The 16,893-nt window shown below is 57.1% G+C and carries 21 protein-coding genes; 18 read left to right on the top strand and 3 right to left on the bottom strand.

Annotated elements, in window-relative coordinates; genetic code table 11:
- Positions 1–6 precede the first annotated feature (6 nt).
- Entirely contained in the window at positions 7–4,215 is a 4,209-nt protein-coding gene (gene rpoC / locus NHF56_RS09255) for a DNA-directed RNA polymerase subunit beta' (RefSeq protein ID WP_252803621.1), read from the top strand.
- 81 nt (positions 4,216–4,296) lie between these two features.
- On the opposite strand, the gene NHF56_RS09250 is transcribed toward rpoC, so the two are convergent.
- Positions 4,297–5,160, bottom strand: coding sequence for a dienelactone hydrolase family protein (locus tag NHF56_RS09250; RefSeq protein ID WP_252803619.1), 864 nt, complete (start codon positions 5,158–5,160; stop codon positions 4,297–4,299).
- Positions 5,161–5,293: 133 nt separating this feature from the next.
- On the opposite strand from NHF56_RS09250, the gene NHF56_RS09245 reads away from it, so the two are divergent.
- Complete coding sequence (locus NHF56_RS09245; RefSeq protein ID WP_252803617.1) at positions 5,294–5,908, top strand: TetR/AcrR family transcriptional regulator; 615 nt, start codon at positions 5,294–5,296, stop codon at positions 5,906–5,908.
- A 55-nt stretch (positions 5,909–5,963) separates the two neighbouring features.
- Here the strand turns inward: NHF56_RS09245 and NHF56_RS09240 are convergent, their stop codons facing one another.
- Complete coding sequence (locus tag NHF56_RS09240) at positions 5,964–6,251, bottom strand: transcriptional regulator (protein ID WP_252803615.1); 288 nt, start codon at positions 6,249–6,251, stop codon at positions 5,964–5,966.
- 80 nt (positions 6,252–6,331) lie between these two features.
- Positions 6,332–6,586: a hypothetical protein gene (locus NHF56_RS09235; protein ID WP_252803613.1), complete on the bottom strand. Its 255-nt coding sequence runs from the start codon at positions 6,584–6,586 to the stop codon at positions 6,332–6,334.
- A gap of 147 nt (positions 6,587–6,733) precedes the next feature.
- Between NHF56_RS09235 and rpsL the strand changes: the two genes are divergently transcribed.
- The 16 genes from rpsL to rplN all read left to right on the top strand — a co-directional run bounded on the left by rpsL (position 6,734) and on the right by rplN (position 16,888).
- Positions 6,734–7,105, top strand: coding sequence for a 30S ribosomal protein S12 (gene rpsL / locus NHF56_RS09230; protein ID WP_252803611.1), 372 nt, complete (start codon positions 6,734–6,736; stop codon positions 7,103–7,105).
- A gap of 65 nt (positions 7,106–7,170) precedes the next feature.
- Positions 7,171–7,641, top strand: coding sequence for a 30S ribosomal protein S7 (gene rpsG / locus NHF56_RS09225; protein WP_252803609.1), 471 nt, complete (start codon positions 7,171–7,173; stop codon positions 7,639–7,641).
- Between the two features lie 24 nt (positions 7,642–7,665).
- Entirely contained in the window at positions 7,666–9,765 is a 2,100-nt protein-coding gene (gene fusA, locus NHF56_RS09220) for an elongation factor G (RefSeq protein ID WP_252803608.1), read from the top strand.
- A 69-nt stretch (positions 9,766–9,834) separates the two neighbouring features.
- The gene (tuf, locus tag NHF56_RS09215) at positions 9,835–11,010 is read left to right on the top strand and encodes an elongation factor Tu (RefSeq protein WP_252803607.1); all 1,176 of its coding nucleotides are present in this window, start codon (positions 9,835–9,837) and stop codon (positions 11,008–11,010) included.
- 112 nt (positions 11,011–11,122) lie between these two features.
- Entirely contained in the window at positions 11,123–11,431 is a 309-nt protein-coding gene (gene rpsJ / locus NHF56_RS09210) for a 30S ribosomal protein S10 (protein ID WP_003547547.1), read from the top strand.
- A gap of 28 nt (positions 11,432–11,459) precedes the next feature.
- Positions 11,460–12,149, top strand: coding sequence for a 50S ribosomal protein L3 (rplC, locus tag NHF56_RS09205; protein WP_252803606.1), 690 nt, complete (start codon positions 11,460–11,462; stop codon positions 12,147–12,149).
- 13 nt (positions 12,150–12,162) lie between these two features.
- Positions 12,163–12,783: a 50S ribosomal protein L4 gene (gene rplD, locus NHF56_RS09200; RefSeq protein ID WP_252803605.1), complete on the top strand. Its 621-nt coding sequence runs from the start codon at positions 12,163–12,165 to the stop codon at positions 12,781–12,783.
- Complete coding sequence (locus tag NHF56_RS09195; RefSeq protein WP_252803604.1) at positions 12,780–13,073, top strand: 50S ribosomal protein L23; 294 nt, start codon at positions 12,780–12,782, stop codon at positions 13,071–13,073. Before rplD ends, NHF56_RS09195 begins: the two co-directional genes overlap by 4 nt.
- Positions 13,074–13,084: 11 nt before the next feature.
- The gene (rplB, locus tag NHF56_RS09190; RefSeq protein ID WP_252803603.1) at positions 13,085–13,921 is read left to right on the top strand and encodes a 50S ribosomal protein L2; all 837 of its coding nucleotides are present in this window, start codon (positions 13,085–13,087) and stop codon (positions 13,919–13,921) included.
- Between the two features lie 15 nt (positions 13,922–13,936).
- Entirely contained in the window at positions 13,937–14,215 is a 279-nt protein-coding gene (gene rpsS, locus NHF56_RS09185; RefSeq protein WP_252803601.1) for a 30S ribosomal protein S19, read from the top strand.
- Positions 14,216–14,217: 2 nt separating this feature from the next.
- Positions 14,218–14,607: a 50S ribosomal protein L22 gene (rplV, locus tag NHF56_RS09180; RefSeq protein ID WP_252803600.1), complete on the top strand. Its 390-nt coding sequence runs from the start codon at positions 14,218–14,220 to the stop codon at positions 14,605–14,607.
- Positions 14,608–15,318, top strand: coding sequence for a 30S ribosomal protein S3 (gene rpsC, locus NHF56_RS09175; protein ID WP_252803599.1), 711 nt, complete (start codon positions 14,608–14,610; stop codon positions 15,316–15,318). It abuts the gene before it with no gap.
- A 34-nt stretch (positions 15,319–15,352) separates the two neighbouring features.
- Positions 15,353–15,766, top strand: coding sequence for a 50S ribosomal protein L16 (rplP, locus tag NHF56_RS09170; RefSeq protein WP_252803598.1), 414 nt, complete (start codon positions 15,353–15,355; stop codon positions 15,764–15,766).
- Positions 15,767–15,778: 12 nt separating this feature from the next.
- Entirely contained in the window at positions 15,779–15,979 is a 201-nt protein-coding gene (rpmC, locus tag NHF56_RS09165; protein WP_252803597.1) for a 50S ribosomal protein L29, read from the top strand.
- Between the two features lie 12 nt (positions 15,980–15,991).
- The gene (gene rpsQ, locus NHF56_RS09160; protein ID WP_252803596.1) at positions 15,992–16,225 is read left to right on the top strand and encodes a 30S ribosomal protein S17; all 234 of its coding nucleotides are present in this window, start codon (positions 15,992–15,994) and stop codon (positions 16,223–16,225) included.
- Positions 16,226–16,519: 294 nt separating this feature from the next.
- Positions 16,520–16,888 carry a 50S ribosomal protein L14 gene (gene rplN, locus NHF56_RS09155; protein WP_252803595.1) on the top strand — a complete coding sequence of 123 codons (369 nt, stop codon included), beginning with the start codon at positions 16,520–16,522 and terminating at the stop codon, positions 16,886–16,888.
- Positions 16,889–16,893: the final 5 nt, after the last annotated feature.

Below are 16,893 nucleotides of genomic sequence, written 5' to 3'. Positions count from 1 at the left end.
ACAGACATGAACCAAGAGGTCATGAATCTTTTCAATCCCCAGGCACCTGCGCAGGTCTTCGATTCCATTCGAATCTCGATCGCGAGCCCGGAGAAGATTCTCTCCTGGTCCTACGGCGAAATCAAAAAGCCGGAGACGATCAACTACCGTACCTTCAAGCCGGAACGCGACGGTCTTTTCTGCGCGCGCATTTTCGGGCCGATCAAGGACTATGAATGCTTGTGCGGCAAGTACAAGCGCATGAAATACAAAGGCATCATCTGCGAAAAGTGCGGCGTTGAAGTGACACTTTCGCGGGTGCGCCGTGAGCGCATGGGCCATATCGAGCTTGCCGCTCCCGTGGCGCATATCTGGTTCCTGAAGTCTCTGCCGAGCCGCATTTCCACGCTGCTCGACATGACGCTGAAGGATGTGGAGCGCGTTCTCTACTTCGAAAACTACATCGTGACCGAGCCGGGCCTTACCTCGCTTCAGGAGCACCAGCTGCTGTCTGAAGAAGAGTACATGATTGCCGTCGATGAATTCGGTGAAGATCAGTTCACGGCCATGATCGGTGCCGAAGCCATCCATGAGCTTCTGGCTTCGATGGATCTGGAAAAGATCGCTGGCGATCTGCGTTCTGAACTGGCCGACACCACGTCGGACCTGAAGCAGAAGAAGCTGATGAAGCGCCTGAAGATCGTCGAGAACTTCCTGGAATCGGGCAACCGTCCGGAATGGATGATCTTGAAGGTCGTTCCCGTGATCCCGCCGGACCTGCGTCCGCTGGTTCCGCTCGATGGCGGTCGTTTTGCCACATCCGACCTCAACGACCTCTACCGTCGTGTGATCAACCGTAACAACCGTCTGAAGCGTCTGATCGAGCTTCGTGCACCGGGCATCATCATCCGCAACGAAAAGCGCATGCTGCAGGAATCTGTGGACGCGCTGTTCGACAACGGTCGTCGTGGCCGCGTCATCACCGGCGCCAATAAGCGTCCGTTGAAGTCGCTGTCCGATATGCTGAAGGGCAAGCAGGGCCGCTTCCGTCAGAACCTTCTCGGCAAGCGCGTCGACTATTCGGGTCGTTCGGTCATCGTGACGGGTCCGGAACTGAAGCTGCACCAGTGCGGTCTGCCGAAGAAGATGGCGCTCGAACTCTTCAAGCCGTTCATCTATGCCCGTCTTGACGCCAAGGGCTACTCCTCAACCGTCAAGCAGGCCAAGAAGCTGGTTGAAAAGGAAAAACCGGAAGTCTGGGATATTCTCGACGAGGTTATCCGCGAGCATCCGGTTCTCTTGAACCGCGCACCGACGCTGCACCGCCTGGGCATCCAGGCCTTCGAACCGATCCTGGTTGAAGGCAAGGCAATCCAGCTGCACCCGCTCGTCTGCACGGCCTTCAACGCCGACTTCGACGGTGACCAGATGGCTGTTCACGTGCCGCTCTCGCTGGAAGCCCAGCTCGAAGCACGCGTTCTCATGATGTCGACGAACAACATTCTGCACCCGGCTTCCGGCGCGCCGATCATCGTTCCGTCGCAGGACATGGTTCTTGGTCTCTACTATCTCTCTATCATGAACGAGAACGAGCCGGGCGAAGGCATGGTCTTCTCCGACCTCGGCGAATTGCAGCACGCGCTTGAAACCAAGACCGTGACCTTGCACGCCAAGATCAAGGGACGTTTCAAGACGGTCGATGAAAACGGCAATCCCGTTTCCAAGATCCATGAGACGACGCCGGGCCGTATGCTGATTGGAGAGCTTCTGCCGAAGAACGTCAATGTGCCGTTCGACATCTGCAACCAGGAAATGACCAAGAAGAACATCTCCAAGATGATCGACACGGTCTACCGTCACTGCGGCCAGAAGGACACTGTGATCTTCTGTGACCGTATCATGCAGCTGGGCTTCTCCAACGCATGTAAGGCCGGTATTTCCTTCGGCAAGGACGACATGGTGATCCCGGATGCGAAGGCGAAGATCGTCGGCGAAACCGAAGCACTCGTGAAGGAATACGAGCAGCAATACAATGATGGTCTCATCACCCAGGGCGAAAAGTACAACAAGGTTGTCGATGCCTGGGGCAAGGCGACTGAAAAGGTCACCGAAGAGATGATGGCCCGCATTAAGGCTGTCGAGTTCGACGAAACCACCGGCCGTCAAAAGCCGATGAATTCGATCTACATGATGTCGCATTCCGGTGCGCGTGGTTCGGTCAACCAGATGCGTCAGCTTGGCGGTATGCGCGGCCTCATGGCCAAGCCGTCGGGTGAAATCATCGAAACGCCGATCATTTCGAACTTCAAGGAAGGCCTGACCGTGAACGAGTACTTCAACTCGACCCACGGTGCCCGTAAGGGTCTTGCAGACACCGCCTTGAAGACCGCGAACTCCGGTTACCTGACCCGCCGTCTCGTTGACGTCGCTCAGGATTGCATCGTCAACCAGGTCGATTGCGGCACCGACAAGGGCCTCACCATGACGGCGATCGTTGACGCCGGTCAGGTTGTGGCTTCGATCGGTCAGCGTATCCTCGGCCGCACGGCGCTCGATGACATCGACAACCCGCAGACCGGCGAGCGTATCGTCGATGCCGGCGTCATGATCCTCGAGCCGCATGTGGCGGAAATCGAAGCGGCCGGCATTCAGTCCGTTCGCATCCGTTCGGCACTGACATGTGAAGTACAGACGGGCGTCTGCTCGGTCTGCTACGGTCGTGACCTTGCACGCGGTACACCGGTCAACATGGGTGAGGCTGTGGGCGTTATCGCCGCTCAGTCCATCGGTGAGCCGGGCACCCAGCTGACCATGCGTACCTTCCACCTTGGCGGTACGGCAACGGTTGTTGACAGCTCGTATCTGGAAGCGTCCTACGAAGGTACGGTTCAGATCAAGAACCGCAACATGCTGCGCAACTCCGATGGCAACCTCGTTGCCATGGGCCGCAACATGGCGATCACCATTCTGGATGAACGCGGCGTTGAGCGCTCCTCGCAGCGTGTCGCCTACGGTTCGAAGCTGATGGTTGACGATGGTGACAAGGTCAAGCGCGGCCAGCGTCTGGCCGAGTGGGACCCCTACACCCGTCCGATGCTCACCGAAGTCGAAGGCACGGTGGAGTTCGAAGATGTTGTCGACGGCGTTTCCGTTCTGGAATCGGCCGACGAAAACACCGGTATCACCAAGCGTCAGGTTATCGACTGGCGGTCTACGCCGCGTGGTACGGACCTGAAGCCTGCCATCGTCATCAAGGACAAGAAGGGCGAAGTTGCCAAATTGTCCCGCGGTGGGGAAGCCCGCTTCCTGCTGTCCGTGGATGCAATCCTGTCGGTTGAGCCGGGTTCTAAGGTGTCCCAGGGCGACGTGCTTGCACGTGTGCCGCTGGAAAGCGCCAAGACCAAGGATATCACCGGTGGTCTGCCGCGTGTTGCCGAGCTGTTCGAAGCACGTCGTCCGAAGGATCATGCGATCATCGCCGAAATCGATGGTACGATCCGCTTCGGTCGCGACTACAAGAACAAGCGCCGCATCATGATCGAGCCTGCTGAAGATGGTGTCGAACCGGTCGAATACCTGATCCCGAAGGGCAAGCCCTTCCACCTTCAGGATGGCGACTACATCGAAAAGGGCGACTACATCCTCGACGGCAACCCCGCACCGCACGACATCCTGGCGATCAAGGGCGTGGAAGCGCTTGCTTCCTACCTCGTCAACGAAATCCAGGAAGTCTACCGTCTGCAGGGCGTGGTCATCAACGACAAGCACATCGAAGTGATTGTTCGTCAGATGCTCCAGAAGGTCGAAATCACCGACGCCGGTGACTCCACCTATATCGTCGGCGACAACGTCGACCGTATCGAGCTGGAAAGCGTCAACGACCAGCTCATCGAAGAAGGCAAGAAGCCCGCTTACGGCGATCCGGTTCTGCTGGGTATCACCAAGGCGTCGCTGCAGACACCGTCCTTCTTCTCCGCGGCCTCGTTCCAGGAGACGACGAAGGTGCTCACCGAAGCAGCGGTGGCCGGCAAGACCGACACGCTGCAGGGCCTGAAGGAAAACATCATCGTGGGTCGCCTGATCCCGGCCGGTACAGGCCGCACGATGACGCAGATCCGCCGCATCGCCACCTCGCGCGACGATATGATCCTCGAGGAGCGTCGCAAGGGAACAGGTGCGGAAGACGCAGCCCCGATGCTGGCCGACATGGCCAAGGAAGTCGAAGCGGGCGAATAAGCCAGGTTTTGAATGATCGAATGAAAACCGCCGGGGGCAACTCCGGCGGTTTTTTGCTTGTGGTAAGGATATGCCTTCAGATCAATGTATGTCGAAAGCAGTTCTGAAAGTCTCTATGACTTTATCTACTGATCGGCGGGTCGCTTCCTCATTGTATTTGAAAACGACTTTGCCACCTTTGCCACGGTGGCTGTAGGGATCTTCCCCCACGCGATCCTCGCCCTTTTTGTCGAAGCTGTGATGCGCACCTGGCAGCACCAGAACATCGATGCGATTCTGCTCTGATCGAGGGAGGGTTTTTACCAGGTCGGGGCAGGCACTTGCACTGTCGTCGTATTGGTCCTCTGCGCCGACGATGATTTGAACGGACGTATCCGTCAGATCCTTGAAATCGTAACCCGGCACTTTGTTGTAGATCCAGCAAACCGGGTAGACGGGGATGGAGGCTTTGAAGCCGGCACCTTCGGTCACATATGGATCGTTGTACTTGTGCGTCGCCACAAGCATGGATGCGACGCCCCCAAAGGAGAATCCGATAACACCGATTTTCGTAGCGTCGATGTCGGTTTGCTTCAAAAGCCAAGCGCGCGCGCCATAGACGTCCGGCAGCGTTTCCATAACCGTCTGAGGCCGATCGGCGGCATCGCCGGCCATCCCGCGTGGAAACCACTCGTCGATTGCAATTGACGCTATGCCGGCTTCTGCAAGCGCGTCCTGATATGCTTCCTCGCGCACACTGACACCGCCCGAACCATGAAGTACCACGACGGCGGGCATTGCCTTGCCCTCCGTAACCGGTGCCGGAGGGCGGACGAAGCGCCCGGACACCGTGAGTGAAGGTTCAGCCAGCGTTGGAAACTGCACATAGTTGATGCGATTTGTATAATTGTCCGCAGCCATGACCACAGAGCCTAAGCCCGCCGATGCGATGGTGACGATTGCCAATTTACAGAAAGGCTTCCCGATAGAAATGGACGGGAGTGCCGGCGTCTTGCAAGTGAACATGTATTCCTCCTTGAATTTGCAGTCAGCAGAGAAGCAAAGTATGTGGTCACTCAGCCAATTCGGGGACTCGCATATGGCAATGAAGAAGGCGGAAAGGCTCAACCCCCGCAAGAAGCCGCATCAGACGCGATCATCCGCCACGGTGGACACATTGCTGGAGGCTGCTGCTCGCATTTTGCAGGAGGAGGGACTGGAGCGATTCAATACCAATCGCATTGCTGAGAAGGCAGGCTTCAGCGTCGGCTCGCTCTATCAATATTTCCCCTCCAAAGAGGCGATGTTGACAGCCTTGATAAGGCGCGAACGTGCGGCCCTTCTGGAGGACATTCACGCAACAGCCGATGCTGGCCGCAGCCTGCCGTTTGGTCAGATCGTGCGCTGGCTCGTGGCCTGCGCTGCGCGCCATCAGATGAACAACCCGGAACTTGCCCGCCAGCTGGAATATGCCGAAGAGCATCTACCGTTGAATGACGAAGCCAGAGAACTGAACTTGAAGATTGTTGCCACAGTGGAACAGGTGCTGGCTGAAAACGCCATCAGCGATGCGGGTATCAAGGCCCGTGACGTGGTTGCGCTGACCCGCGGGATCGTCGATGCTGCTGCACTGGCCGGCGAGAGCGATGAAGAGGCAATTGCTGAACGGGCGTTTCGCGCAGTCGCCGGTTACATAGGGCTCACAAGCGACTGAGGACCATCAGCCCGCCAACTGCGGGCCGATGCGTTGAGATGCAATGCGGCCGCTTTTAATCAAACTTGATGATGGCAATCTCGCCTTCGATGGCCCCCTGATAAGCAGACGCATGGGGTTCATCCACCGGCTCTTCGTCCAGCGTGCCGATCTGGTCAAGCTCGGCCTCGATGAAGCCTTCTTCGGCCAGCGCATTGAGCGCATTGCGCACGGCAGTGTCATCATCGGGCGCGACCAGCATCACGTGAATGTCGATCGCCTCGTCTTCCTGCATATAAGCCTTGCCGATGATGATGAAGACCATCGGTGAGTCGTCTTTGTTATCGTTGTCGGGGAATTCCATGAATGGGGTCCTCTGATTCCTTTGCCGGAAAGGAATCGCATTCCCTCAGTCCGGCAGTCATTGCAATGCTCTTATGCGAGTCATATAGGGATCGAGCGTGAAAACCACCCCAAAAGACCAATTTGGCGTCCTTCACGGGCTAAATCCTTGCCAATGCCTGCAATTGCGGGGTTCGCGCAGAAGATTATTTGCGCGCAGGTCTTGACGAAGGGGAGGGGAGGCAGTAAACCCCGCGCCATCGGAGCCAATGTGAGGTCAGGCTTTTCGGGGCGACACGCCCTGAAGTTCGCTTCAAACAGGGTTTCAAAAAGCACGCTGAAGACCGATTGCTGCATGCAAGACGCCTGAAAAGGTGTCCTCTGCTTTTGACGGGCCTTCTCCTTGAGGAAAAAGGGGATCGGCCTCGTTTTGCGCATGAAGGCACAGTCGAATGGTTCCGCCCGCAAGGGTCAACGAGATTAATTGTCTAAAGGGATGGTTGTATGCCTACCGTAAACCAGCTGATCCGCAAGCCTCGTCAGGCACAGGTTAAGCGTAATAAGGTTCCTGCACTTCAGGAAAACCCGCAGAAGCGTGGCGTTTGCACCCGCGTTTACACCACGACCCCGAAGAAGCCGAACTCGGCGCTTCGTAAGGTTGCCAAGATTCGCCTGACCAATGGCTTTGAAGTCATCGGCTATATCCCTGGCGAAGGTCACAACCTGCAGGAACACTCCGTTGTGATGATCCGCGGCGGTCGTGTGAAGGACTTGCCGGGCGTGCGTTACCACATCATCCGCGGCGTTCTCGATACCCAGGGTGTCAAGGACCGCAAGCAGCGCCGCTCCAAATACGGCGCGAAGCGTCCGAAGTAAGAATTTTTGGGCGAGGGGCTTTGCGGCCCCTTGGTTCAGTTAGCAACAGTTGAGAGACGAAGAATATGTCCCGTCGCCATAAAGCAGAAAAGCGCGAGATCAACCCGGATCCGAAGTTCGGTGATCTCGTTGTTACCAAGTTCATGAATGCCATCATGCTGGACGGCAAGAAGTCCGTCGCTGAAAGCATCGTTTACGGCGCTTTCGACAGCGTTGAAGGCAAGGCAAAGCAGCCGCCGCTGGACGTGTTCCATTCGGCTCTGGAAAACGTTGCTCCGCACGTTGAGGTTCGCTCCCGCCGTGTTGGTGGTGCAACCTACCAGGTTCCGGTTGATGTTCGCCCTGAGCGCCGCCAGGCCCTCGCTATCCGTTGGTTGATCGCTGCTGCGCGCAAGCGCAACGAAACCACGATGGTTGATCGCCTTTCCGGCGAGCTGCTCGATGCAGCAAACAACCGTGGCTCCGCTGTCAAGAAGCGTGAAGACACCCACAAGATGGCAGACGCCAACCGCGCGTTCTCCCATTATCGCTGGTAATCCGAGAAAGAAGGCAGTCCCAAAATGGCTCGCGAATATAAAATCGAAGACTACCGCAATTTCGGCATCATGGCACACATCGATGCTGGTAAGACCACGACAACCGAGCGTGTTCTTTACTACACCGGTAAGTCGCACAAGATCGGTGAAGTTCACGATGGCGCTGCCACGATGGACTGGATGGAGCAGGAGCAGGAGCGCGGCATCACGATCACGTCTGCTGCAACCACGACCTTCTGGAAGGGTCGTGACGGCAACATGCGCCGCTTCAACATCATCGACACCCCCGGCCACGTTGACTTCACGATTGAGGTTGAGCGTTCGCTGCGCGTTCTCGATGGTGCGATTGCACTTCTTGATGCAAACGCCGGTGTTGAGCCGCAGACGGAAACCGTATGGCGTCAGGCGGACAAGTACAATGTTCCGCGCATGATCTTCTGCAACAAGATGGACAAGACTGGTGCCGACTTCTACCGTTCGGTTTCCATGATCAAGAGCCGTCTTGGTGCAACGCCTGTTGTGATGCAGCTGCCGATCGGCGCTGAAAGCGACTTTGCTGGCGTTGTCGACCTGATCGAGATGAACGCGCTTGTATGGCGTGACGAGTCGCTCGGCGCTCAGTGGGATGTCGTTGAAATCCCGGCTGACCTGAAGGAAAAGGCTGAAGAGTACCGCGAAAAGCTCATCGAGACCGCTGTCGAGATCGACGAAGCTGCAATGGAGAACTACCTCGAAGGCAAGATGCCTTCGAACGACGAGCTCCGCGCGCTGATCCGCAAGGGTACGATCAACGTTCAGTTCTTCCCGATGTTCTGCGGCTCCGCCTTCAAGAACAAGGGCGTTCAGCCGTTGCTCGACGCTGTTGTCGACTTCCTGCCTTCGCCGATCGATGTTCCCGCCATCAAGGGTATCGATGCGAAGACCGAAGCTGAAATCGAGCGTCATGCCGATGATGCCGAGCCGCTTTCCATGCTCGCATTCAAGATCATGAACGACCCCTTCGTTGGTTCGCTCACGTTCTGCCGCATCTATTCCGGCAAGCTGGAAAAGGGTGTGTCCCTGATGAACACTGTCAAGGAAAAGCGCGAGCGCGTTGGCCGTATGCTTCAGATGCACTCCAACTCCCGTGAGGACATCGAAGTGGCTTACGCTGGCGACATCGTTGCTCTGGCTGGCCTCAAGGACACCACGACCGGTGACACGCTCTGCGATCCGCTGAAGCCTGTTATCCTGGAGCGCATGGAATTCCCTGAGCCGGTTATCCAGATCGCGATCGAACCGAAGACCAAGGGCGACCAGGAAAAGATGGGCCTCGCGCTCAACCGCCTGGCAGCTGAAGATCCTTCGTTCCGCGTCAAGACGGACGAAGAATCCGGTCAGACGATCATCGCAGGCATGGGCGAACTTCACCTCGACATTCTCGTTGACCGTATGCGTCGCGAATTCAAGGTTGAGGCAAGCGTTGGTGCGCCGCAGGTTGCTTACCGCGAAACGATCACCAAGACCCGCGAAGAAGACTACACGCACAAGAAGCAGTCCGGTGGTACCGGTCAGTTCGCTCGCGTGAAGATCATCTTCGAACCGAACCCGGACAGCGAAGAATTCGTCTTCGAATCCAAGATCGTCGGCGGTGCTGTTCCCAAGGAATACATCCCGGGCGTTCAAAAGGGTATCGAAAGCGTTCTGTCTTCCGGTCCGCTCGCTGGCTTCCCGATGCTGGGTGTCAAGGCAACGCTCATCGACGGTGCATTCCACGATGTTGACTCCAGCGTTCTCGCCTTCGAAATCGCCTCGCGTGCCTGCTTCCGTGAAGCAGCCCGTCAGGCCGGTGCTCAACTTCTCGAGCCGATGATGAAGGTCGAAGTTGTAACGCCTGAAGAATATGTCGGTGACGTGATCGGCGATCTGAACTCCCGCCGTGGTCAGATCCAGGGGCAGGAAGCACGCGGTGTTGCCGTTGTTCTCAACGCATTCGTGCCGCTGGCAAACATGTTCAAGTACGTGGATAACCTGCGCTCCATGTCGCAGGGTCGTGCGCAGTATTCGATGGTCTTCGATCACTATGCGCCGGTACCGTCCAACGTGTCGCAGGAAATTCAGGCAAAGTATTCCGGTCAGAAGTGATTGGAATACAACCCTAAACGTTTTGTAAAGTTTCTCGCCTGACGGCGAGGCAAGAATGGAGAGCCGGAGATGGCAAAAGGAAAATTTGAGCGCACTAAGCCTCACGTAAACATTGGCACGATTGGTCACGTTGACCATGGCAAGACAAGCCTGACGGCAGCGATCACGAAGTATTTCGGTGACTTCAAGGCTTACGACCAAATTGACGCGGCGCCTGAAGAAAAGGCGCGCGGCATCACCATTTCGACGGCACACGTTGAGTATGAGACGGAAGCCCGTCACTATGCCCACGTTGACTGCCCCGGCCACGCCGACTACGTGAAGAACATGATCACCGGTGCTGCCCAGATGGACGGCGCGATCCTGGTTTGCTCTGCCGCTGACGGCCCGATGCCGCAGACCCGCGAGCACATCCTGCTTGCCCGTCAGGTTGGCGTTCCGGCCATCGTCGTGTTCCTCAACAAGGTTGACCAGGTTGACGACGAAGAGCTTCTGGAACTCGTTGAGCTTGAAGTTCGCGAACTTCTTTCCTCGTACGAATTCCCCGGCGACGATATTCCGATCGTCAAGGGTTCTGCTCTTGCTGCTCTTGAAGACAGCGACAAGAAGATCGGCGAAGACGCAATTCGTGAACTGATGGCTGCTGTTGACGCTTACATCCCGACGCCTGAGCGTCCGATCGACCAGCCGTTCCTGATGCCGATCGAAGACGTGTTCTCGATCTCGGGTCGTGGTACGGTTGTGACCGGCCGTGTCGAGCGTGGTATCATCAAGGTTGGCGAAGAAATCGAGATCGTTGGCATCAAGCCGACCTCGAAGACGACCTGCACGGGCGTTGAAATGTTCCGCAAGCTGCTCGACCAGGGCCAGGCTGGCGACAACATCGGCGCGCTGCTTCGCGGTGTTGACCGTGATGGTGTTGAGCGTGGCCAGATTCTCTGCAAGCCGGGTTCTGTAACGCCGCACACGAAGTTCAAGGCAGAAGCCTACATCCTGACGAAGGAAGAAGGCGGCCGTCATACGCCGTTCTTCACGAACTACCGTCCGCAGTTCTACTTCCGTACGACGGACGTGACGGGCATCGTGACGCTTCCGGAAGGCACGGAAATGGTTATGCCTGGCGACAACGTGACCGTTGACGTTCAACTGATCGTTCCGATCGCGATGGAAGAAAAGCTTCGCTTCGCTATCCGCGAAGGCGGCCGCACCGTCGGCGCCGGCATCGTCGCTTCGATCATCGAGTAATTCGGTATCAACTAATCTCCGGGTTCGCGCAGTCCCGTGCGAACCCGGTAATAATAACAAAGGTTTGTCACCAGCCGGTGGCTGGTTGAAAAGCACAACAAGGACAAGTCGAATGAACGGCCAGAATATCCGCATCCGCCTCAAGGCGTTTGATCATCGGATCCTCGATGCCTCCACGCGCGAAATCGTTTCGACGGCAAAGCGCACGGGTGCGAGCGTACGCGGTCCGGTTCCTCTTCCGACACGGATTGAGAAATTTACGGTCAACCGCTCACCCCACATTGACAAGAAGAGCCGCGAGCAGTTCGAGATGCGCACCCATAAGCGTCTTCTCGACATCGTAGATCCCACACCGCAGACAGTTGACGCGCTGATGAAGCTCGACCTGGCCGCCGGTGTTGACGTCGAAATCAAGCTGTAAGCTTGATCCTGAGGGAAGGAATGAACCGATGCGTTCAGGAGTGATTGCACAAAAGGTGGGTATGACACGCGTCTACAACGACGCGGGTGAGCATATCCCGGTAACAGTTTTGCGCATGGATAACTGCCAGGTGGTAGGCCAGCGCACAGAAGACAAGAATGGCTACACGGCAGTTCAGCTGGGTGTAGGCCAGTCCAAGGTCAAGAACACGTCCAAGGCAATGCGCGGCAACTTTGCAGCCGCTGGCGTTGAGCCGAAGGCCAAACTCGCTGAGTTCCGTGTTTCTGCCGACAACCTGATCGAAGTAGGCGCCGAACTGACGGCTTCCCATTTCGTTGCAGGTCAACTGGTAGATGTCACGGGCATCACGCAGGGTAAGGGCTTTGCCGGTGCCATGAAGCGCCACAACTTCGGTGGTCTTCGCGCAACCCACGGCGTGTCCATTTCGCACCGTTCGCACGGTTCGACTGGTTCCAACCAGGACCCGGGCAAGGTTTGGAAGGGCAAGCGCATGGCTGGTCATATGGGCCAGACGCGCGTCACCACCCAGAACCTGGAAGTTGTTTCGACCGATGAAGAGCGTGGCCTTATCCTCGTGAAGGGCGCTGTTCCCGGTTCCAAGGGCGCATGGATCCTCGTTCGCGATGCAGTCAAGTCCGGTACCCCGGAAAACGCACCGCGTCCGGCTGGTCTCCGTGCCGCTCAGGCAGCAGAATAAGGAGCGCGCTGAGATGGATCTCAAAGTACAAACGCTCGCAGGCAAAGAAGCCGGAACCGTTTCGCTCTCCGATGCGATTTTCGGTCTGGAGCCCCGCGAAGACATTCTGGCCCGCATGGTGCGCTATCAGCTCGCCAAGAAGCAGCAGGGCACACACAAGACCCAGACCCGCGGCGAAGTTTCCCGCACGGGTTCCAAGATGTACAAGCAGAAGGGTACGGGCCGCGCTCGTCACCATTCGGCACGTGCACCGCAGTTCCGTGGCGGTTCCGCTGCTCACGGCCCGAAGGTTCGCGACCATTCTTTCGATCTTCCGAAAAAGGTTCGCGCCCTGGCTCTGCGTCATGCGCTGTCTGCCAAGGTCAAGTCTGAAGACCTGATCGTTCTCGACGATCTGGTTGCCAAGGACGCCAAGACCAAGGAACTGACCGGTGCATTTGCAGGTCTCGGTCTGAATAACGCTCTTATCATCGGCGGCGCCGAGCTGGACAGCAACTTCAAGCTCGCTGCATCGAACATCCCGAATATCGATGTTCTGCCGGTTCAGGGCATCAACGTTTACGACATTCTGCGCCGCGGCAAGCTCGTGCTTTCCAAAGCTGCAGTTGAAGCTCTGGAGGAGCGGTTCAAATGACTGATCTTCGCCACTATGATGTGATCCGTACACCGTCGATCACGGAAAAGTCGACGCTGGTCTCTGAACAGAACCAGGTCGTATTCAATGTCGCCAAGGACGCCACCAAGCCTGAAATCAAGGCTGCTGTGGAAGCGCTCTTCGGCGTGAAGGTCAAGGCCGTCAACACGCTCGTCCGCAAGGGCAAGGTAAAGCGTTTCCGCGGCATCACCGGCAAACAGTCGGACGTCAAGAAGGCAGTCGTCACACTCGTTGACGGTCAGTCTATCGACGTGACCACCGGACTGTGAGGTAAAGAACAATGGCTTTGAAAAACTTCAACCCGACGACACCGAGCCAGCGTCAGCTGGTCATCGTTGATCGCTCCGGCCTTCACAAGGGCAAGCCGGTCAAGGCATTGACCGAAGGCCTGTCCAAGAAGGGTGGCCGCAACAACCTCGGCCGCATCACCACCCGTTTTCAGGGTGGCGGTCACAAGCGTACCTACCGCCTGGTCGACTTCAAGCGTCGCAAGTTCGACGTTGAGGGTACGGTCGAGCGTCTGGAATACGACCCGAACCGCACCGCGTTCATCGCGCTCGTCAAGTATTCTGACGGTGAGCTGGCCTACATCCTCGCTCCGCAGCGTTTGGCTGTCGGCGACAAGGTCATCTCCACTGAAGGCGCTGCTGACGTGAAGCCGGGCAACACCATGCCGCTCGCTAACATGCCGGTTGGAACGATCGTTCACAACGTGGAAATGAAGCCGGCCAAGGGTGGTCAGATCGCACGCTCTGCAGGCACCTATGTTCAGCTCGTTGGCCGTGACCAGGGCATGGCGATCCTTCGCCTGAACTCCGGTGAACAGCGCCTCGTGCATGCTTCGTGCCTGGCAACTGTTGGCGCCGTATCCAACCCGGACCACGGCAACACCAACGATGGCAAGGCTGGCCGTTCGCGCTGGCGTGGCAAGCGTCCGCATGTTCGCGGCGTCGTCATGAACCCGGTTGACCACCCGCATGGCGGTGGTGAAGGCCGCACCTCCGGTGGCCGTCACCCGGTTACGCCTTGGGGCAAGCCCACCAAGGGCAAGCGCACGCGCTCGAACAAGACGACCGACAAGTTCATCATGCGCTCGCGTCACCAGAAGAAGAAGTAAGAGAGGTAGTCTGAAATGGCTCGTTCAGTTTGGAAAGGTCCGTTTGTTGACGGCTATCTTCTCAAGAAAGCTGAGAAGGTTCGTGAAGGCGGCCGCAACGAAGTAATCAAGATGTGGAGCCGTCGCTCCACCATCATGCCGCAGTTCGTCGGTCTGACGTTCGGCGTCTACAATGGCCAGAAGCATATCCCGGTCTCCGTGTCCGAGGAAATGGTTGGCCACAAGTTCGGTGAATTCGCTCCGTCGCGGACCTACTATGGTCATGGCGCGGACAAGAAGGCTAAGAGGAAGTAACAATGGGCAAGGCAAAAGCCGAACGCCGGCTTAAGGACAACGAAGCACAGGCAATCGCCCGTACGCTTCGCATCAGCCCGCAGAAGCTCAATCTCGTTGCAGCTTCTATCCGCGGCTTGAAAGTAGACCGCGCGCTCGCCGAGCTTGAATTCTCGCGCAAGCGTATCTCCGACCAGGTCAAGAAGACTCTTGAATCTGCGATCGCGAACGCGGAAAACAACCACGATCTCGACGTAGATTCGCTGATCGTTGCAGAAGCATATGTCGGCAAGTCGATCGTCATGAAGCGTTTCCACGCTCGTGGCCGTGGCCGCGCTTCGCGCATCGAAAAGCCGTTCTCGCACCTCACGATCGTTGTTCGTGAAGTCGAAGACAAAGAGGAGGCCGCTTAAATGGGTCAGAAGATTAATCCGATCGGCTTCCGCCTCGGCATCAACCGCACCTGGGACAGCCGCTGGTATGCAGACGCCGGTGAATACGGTGAGCTCCTGCACGAAGATCTCGCAATCCGCGCCTATCTTCTGAAGGAACTGAAGCAGGCTGGTATCGCCAAGGTCGTTATCGAGCGTCCGCACAAGAAGTGCCGCGTCACGATCCACTCGGCACGTCCGGGCCTGATCATCGGCAAGAAGGGTGCAGACATCGAAAAGCTGCGTCGCAAGATTTCTGCGATGACGAATTCCGAAACGCACCTCAACATTGTTGAAGTTCGCAAGCCGGAAATCGATGCAACGCTCGTTGCACAGTCGATCGCTCAGCAGCTGGAACGCCGCGTTGCTTTTCGTCGCGCCATGAAGCGTGCCGTTCAGTCCGCAATGCGTCTTGGCGCCGAAGGCATCAAGATCACCTGCGGTGGCCGTCTCGGCGGTGCTGAAATCGCACGTACCGAATGGTACCGCGAAGGCCGCGTTCCGCTTCACACGCTGCGTGCCGACATCGACTACGGTGTTGCCGAAGCAGAAACCGCATTCGGTATTTGCGGCATCAAGGTCTGGATCTTCAAGGGCGAAATCCTTGAGCACGATCCGATGGCTTCCGAGCGCCGTGCAACCGAGACTGACAACCAGGGCGGCTCCTCGAACCGTCGCCGCGAAGACGCTTAAGCCGTCTTCCGTTGCCTGTTGGAGATAAAATAAAATGTTGCAGCCAAAGCGTACGAAGTACCGCAAGCAGTTCAAGGGCCGCATCCATGGCGTAGCCAAGGGTGGCGCAGAGCTTGCATTCGGTGAATACGGTATCAAGGCACAGGAACCCAACCGCGTGAACGCACGTGAGATCGAAGCGGCCCGCCGCGCGATCACCCGCTACATGAAGCGTGCCGGCCGCGTGTGGATCCGCATCTTCCCAGACGTTCCGGTCACCTCCAAGCCGACCGAAGTCCGTATGGGTAAAGGTAAGGGTTCTGTTGATTACTGGGCATGCAAGGTCAAGCCTGGCCGTATCATGTTCGAAATCGATGGCGTCAGCGAAGAAATTGCTCGTGAAGCACTTCGCCTCGGTGCCGCAAAGCTCTCTGTCAAGACGCGCTTCGTACAGCGCATTGCAGAGTAAGGAGTGAGCGAAATGAAAGCCTCAGAAGTTCGCGCAATGAGCGCCGACCAGCTGAATGACGAGCTTGCAAAGCTGAAGAAAGAGCAGTTCAACCTGCGCTTCCAAGCTGCAACGGGTCAGCTTGAGAAGTCTTCGCGCATTCAGCAGGTTCGCCGTGATATCGCGCGCATCAAAACCATTGCAGGCCAGAAGGCCGCTGAAGCCAAGGCCTAAAGGAAGAAGACCATGCCTAAACGTATTTTGCAGGGTGTTGTCGTAAGCGACCAGAATGACAAGACGGTTGTTGTCCGCGTTGAGCGTCGTTTCGCTCACCCGTTGATGCAGAAGACTGTTCGTCGTTCGAAGAAGTATAAGGCGCACGACGAGAACAACCAGTACAAGGTTGGCGATACCGTATCCATCGAGGAATGCGCGCCGATCTCCAAAGACAAGCGCTGGACGGTTGTTGCCGCCCAGTGACTTTTTCGGGTTTTTCCCCTGAACCACTTGCGTTTGGGGAAAAAACCTGTATGAAGCAGCGCTAACAGCGCAGAACGCTCGGGAATCGGGCGTTCTTTTGCTTTTCCGCGCGAGGCAGGTCCTTTTTGGGGAAACCACCTTGGCAAGATCTTTCCCGCGCGAAACTACAAGGTGTGTTTGTGGGCCGAAATTCGGTTTCGGTTCGAGGCACGCGTTTTGAATCCAGTCCATAAGCTGGAGTAGGGGCCCTGATGGGATCCAACCGCTCCAGTCAATAATAGAAGGCGACCTGACATGATTCAGATGCAGACTAACCTCGACGTGGCCGATAATTCCGGCGCACGTCGTGTCATGTGCATCAAGGTGCTGGGCGGCTCCAAGCGCAAGTACGCTTCCATCGGCGACATTATCGTTGTCTCCGTCAAGGAAGCTATTCCGCGCGGCCGCGTTAAGAAGGGTGACGTGATGAAGGCTGTTGTCGTGCGCACAGCCAAGGACATCCGTCGTCCCGATGGCAGCGTGATCCGTTTCGACACCAATGCTGCTGTTCTCGTTGACAACAAGAAAGAGCCCATCGGCACCCGTATCTTCGGACCGGTTCCGCGCGAACTCCGCGCCAAGAGCCACATGAAGATCATCTCGCTGGCTCCTGAAGTACTGTAAAGGAC

Source organism: Rhizobium sp. L1K21 (assembly GCF_024055895.1).
GTDB lineage: Bacteria > Pseudomonadota > Alphaproteobacteria > Rhizobiales > Rhizobiaceae > Ensifer_A.
Note: the sequence above shows the minus strand (reverse complement) of the source record. Positions and strands in the feature narration are given on the sequence as shown.

What these genes read in the sequence shown, in the direction of transcription:
- NHF56_RS09235 (WP_252803613.1), bottom strand. Translation starts at nt 6,586, where the DNA reads ATGCAGCAATCGGTCTTCAGCGTGCTTTTTGAAACCCTGTTTGAAGCG.
- rplD (WP_252803605.1), top strand. Translation starts at nt 12,163, where the DNA reads ATGGATCTCAAAGTACAAACGCTCGCAGGCAAAGAAGCCGGAACCGTT.
- fusA (WP_252803608.1), top strand. Translation starts at nt 7,666, where the DNA reads ATGGCTCGCGAATATAAAATCGAAGACTACCGCAATTTCGGCATCATG.
- rplC (WP_252803606.1), top strand. Translation starts at nt 11,460, where the DNA reads ATGCGTTCAGGAGTGATTGCACAAAAGGTGGGTATGACACGCGTCTAC.
- NHF56_RS09240 (WP_252803615.1), bottom strand. Translation starts at nt 6,251, where the DNA reads ATGGAATTCCCCGACAACGATAACAAAGACGACTCACCGATGGTCTTC.
- rplV (WP_252803600.1), top strand. Translation starts at nt 14,218, where the DNA reads ATGGGCAAGGCAAAAGCCGAACGCCGGCTTAAGGACAACGAAGCACAG.
- rpsJ (WP_003547547.1), top strand. Translation starts at nt 11,123, where the DNA reads ATGAACGGCCAGAATATCCGCATCCGCCTCAAGGCGTTTGATCATCGG.
- tuf (WP_252803607.1), top strand. Translation starts at nt 9,835, where the DNA reads ATGGCAAAAGGAAAATTTGAGCGCACTAAGCCTCACGTAAACATTGGC.
- rpsL (WP_252803611.1), top strand. Translation starts at nt 6,734, where the DNA reads ATGCCTACCGTAAACCAGCTGATCCGCAAGCCTCGTCAGGCACAGGTT.
- rpmC (WP_252803597.1), top strand. Translation starts at nt 15,779, where the DNA reads ATGAAAGCCTCAGAAGTTCGCGCAATGAGCGCCGACCAGCTGAATGAC.
- rplB (WP_252803603.1), top strand. Translation starts at nt 13,085, where the DNA reads ATGGCTTTGAAAAACTTCAACCCGACGACACCGAGCCAGCGTCAGCTG.
- NHF56_RS09195 (WP_252803604.1), top strand. Translation starts at nt 12,780, where the DNA reads ATGACTGATCTTCGCCACTATGATGTGATCCGTACACCGTCGATCACG.
- rpsG (WP_252803609.1), top strand. Translation starts at nt 7,171, where the DNA reads ATGTCCCGTCGCCATAAAGCAGAAAAGCGCGAGATCAACCCGGATCCG.
- NHF56_RS09245 (WP_252803617.1), top strand. Translation starts at nt 5,294, where the DNA reads ATGGCAATGAAGAAGGCGGAAAGGCTCAACCCCCGCAAGAAGCCGCAT.
- rplN (WP_252803595.1), top strand. Translation starts at nt 16,520, where the DNA reads ATGATTCAGATGCAGACTAACCTCGACGTGGCCGATAATTCCGGCGCA.
- rpsQ (WP_252803596.1), top strand. Translation starts at nt 15,992, where the DNA reads ATGCCTAAACGTATTTTGCAGGGTGTTGTCGTAAGCGACCAGAATGAC.
- rpoC (WP_252803621.1), top strand. Translation starts at nt 7, where the DNA reads ATGAACCAAGAGGTCATGAATCTTTTCAATCCCCAGGCACCTGCGCAG.
- rpsS (WP_252803601.1), top strand. Translation starts at nt 13,937, where the DNA reads ATGGCTCGTTCAGTTTGGAAAGGTCCGTTTGTTGACGGCTATCTTCTC.
- rpsC (WP_252803599.1), top strand. Translation starts at nt 14,608, where the DNA reads ATGGGTCAGAAGATTAATCCGATCGGCTTCCGCCTCGGCATCAACCGC.
- rplP (WP_252803598.1), top strand. Translation starts at nt 15,353, where the DNA reads ATGTTGCAGCCAAAGCGTACGAAGTACCGCAAGCAGTTCAAGGGCCGC.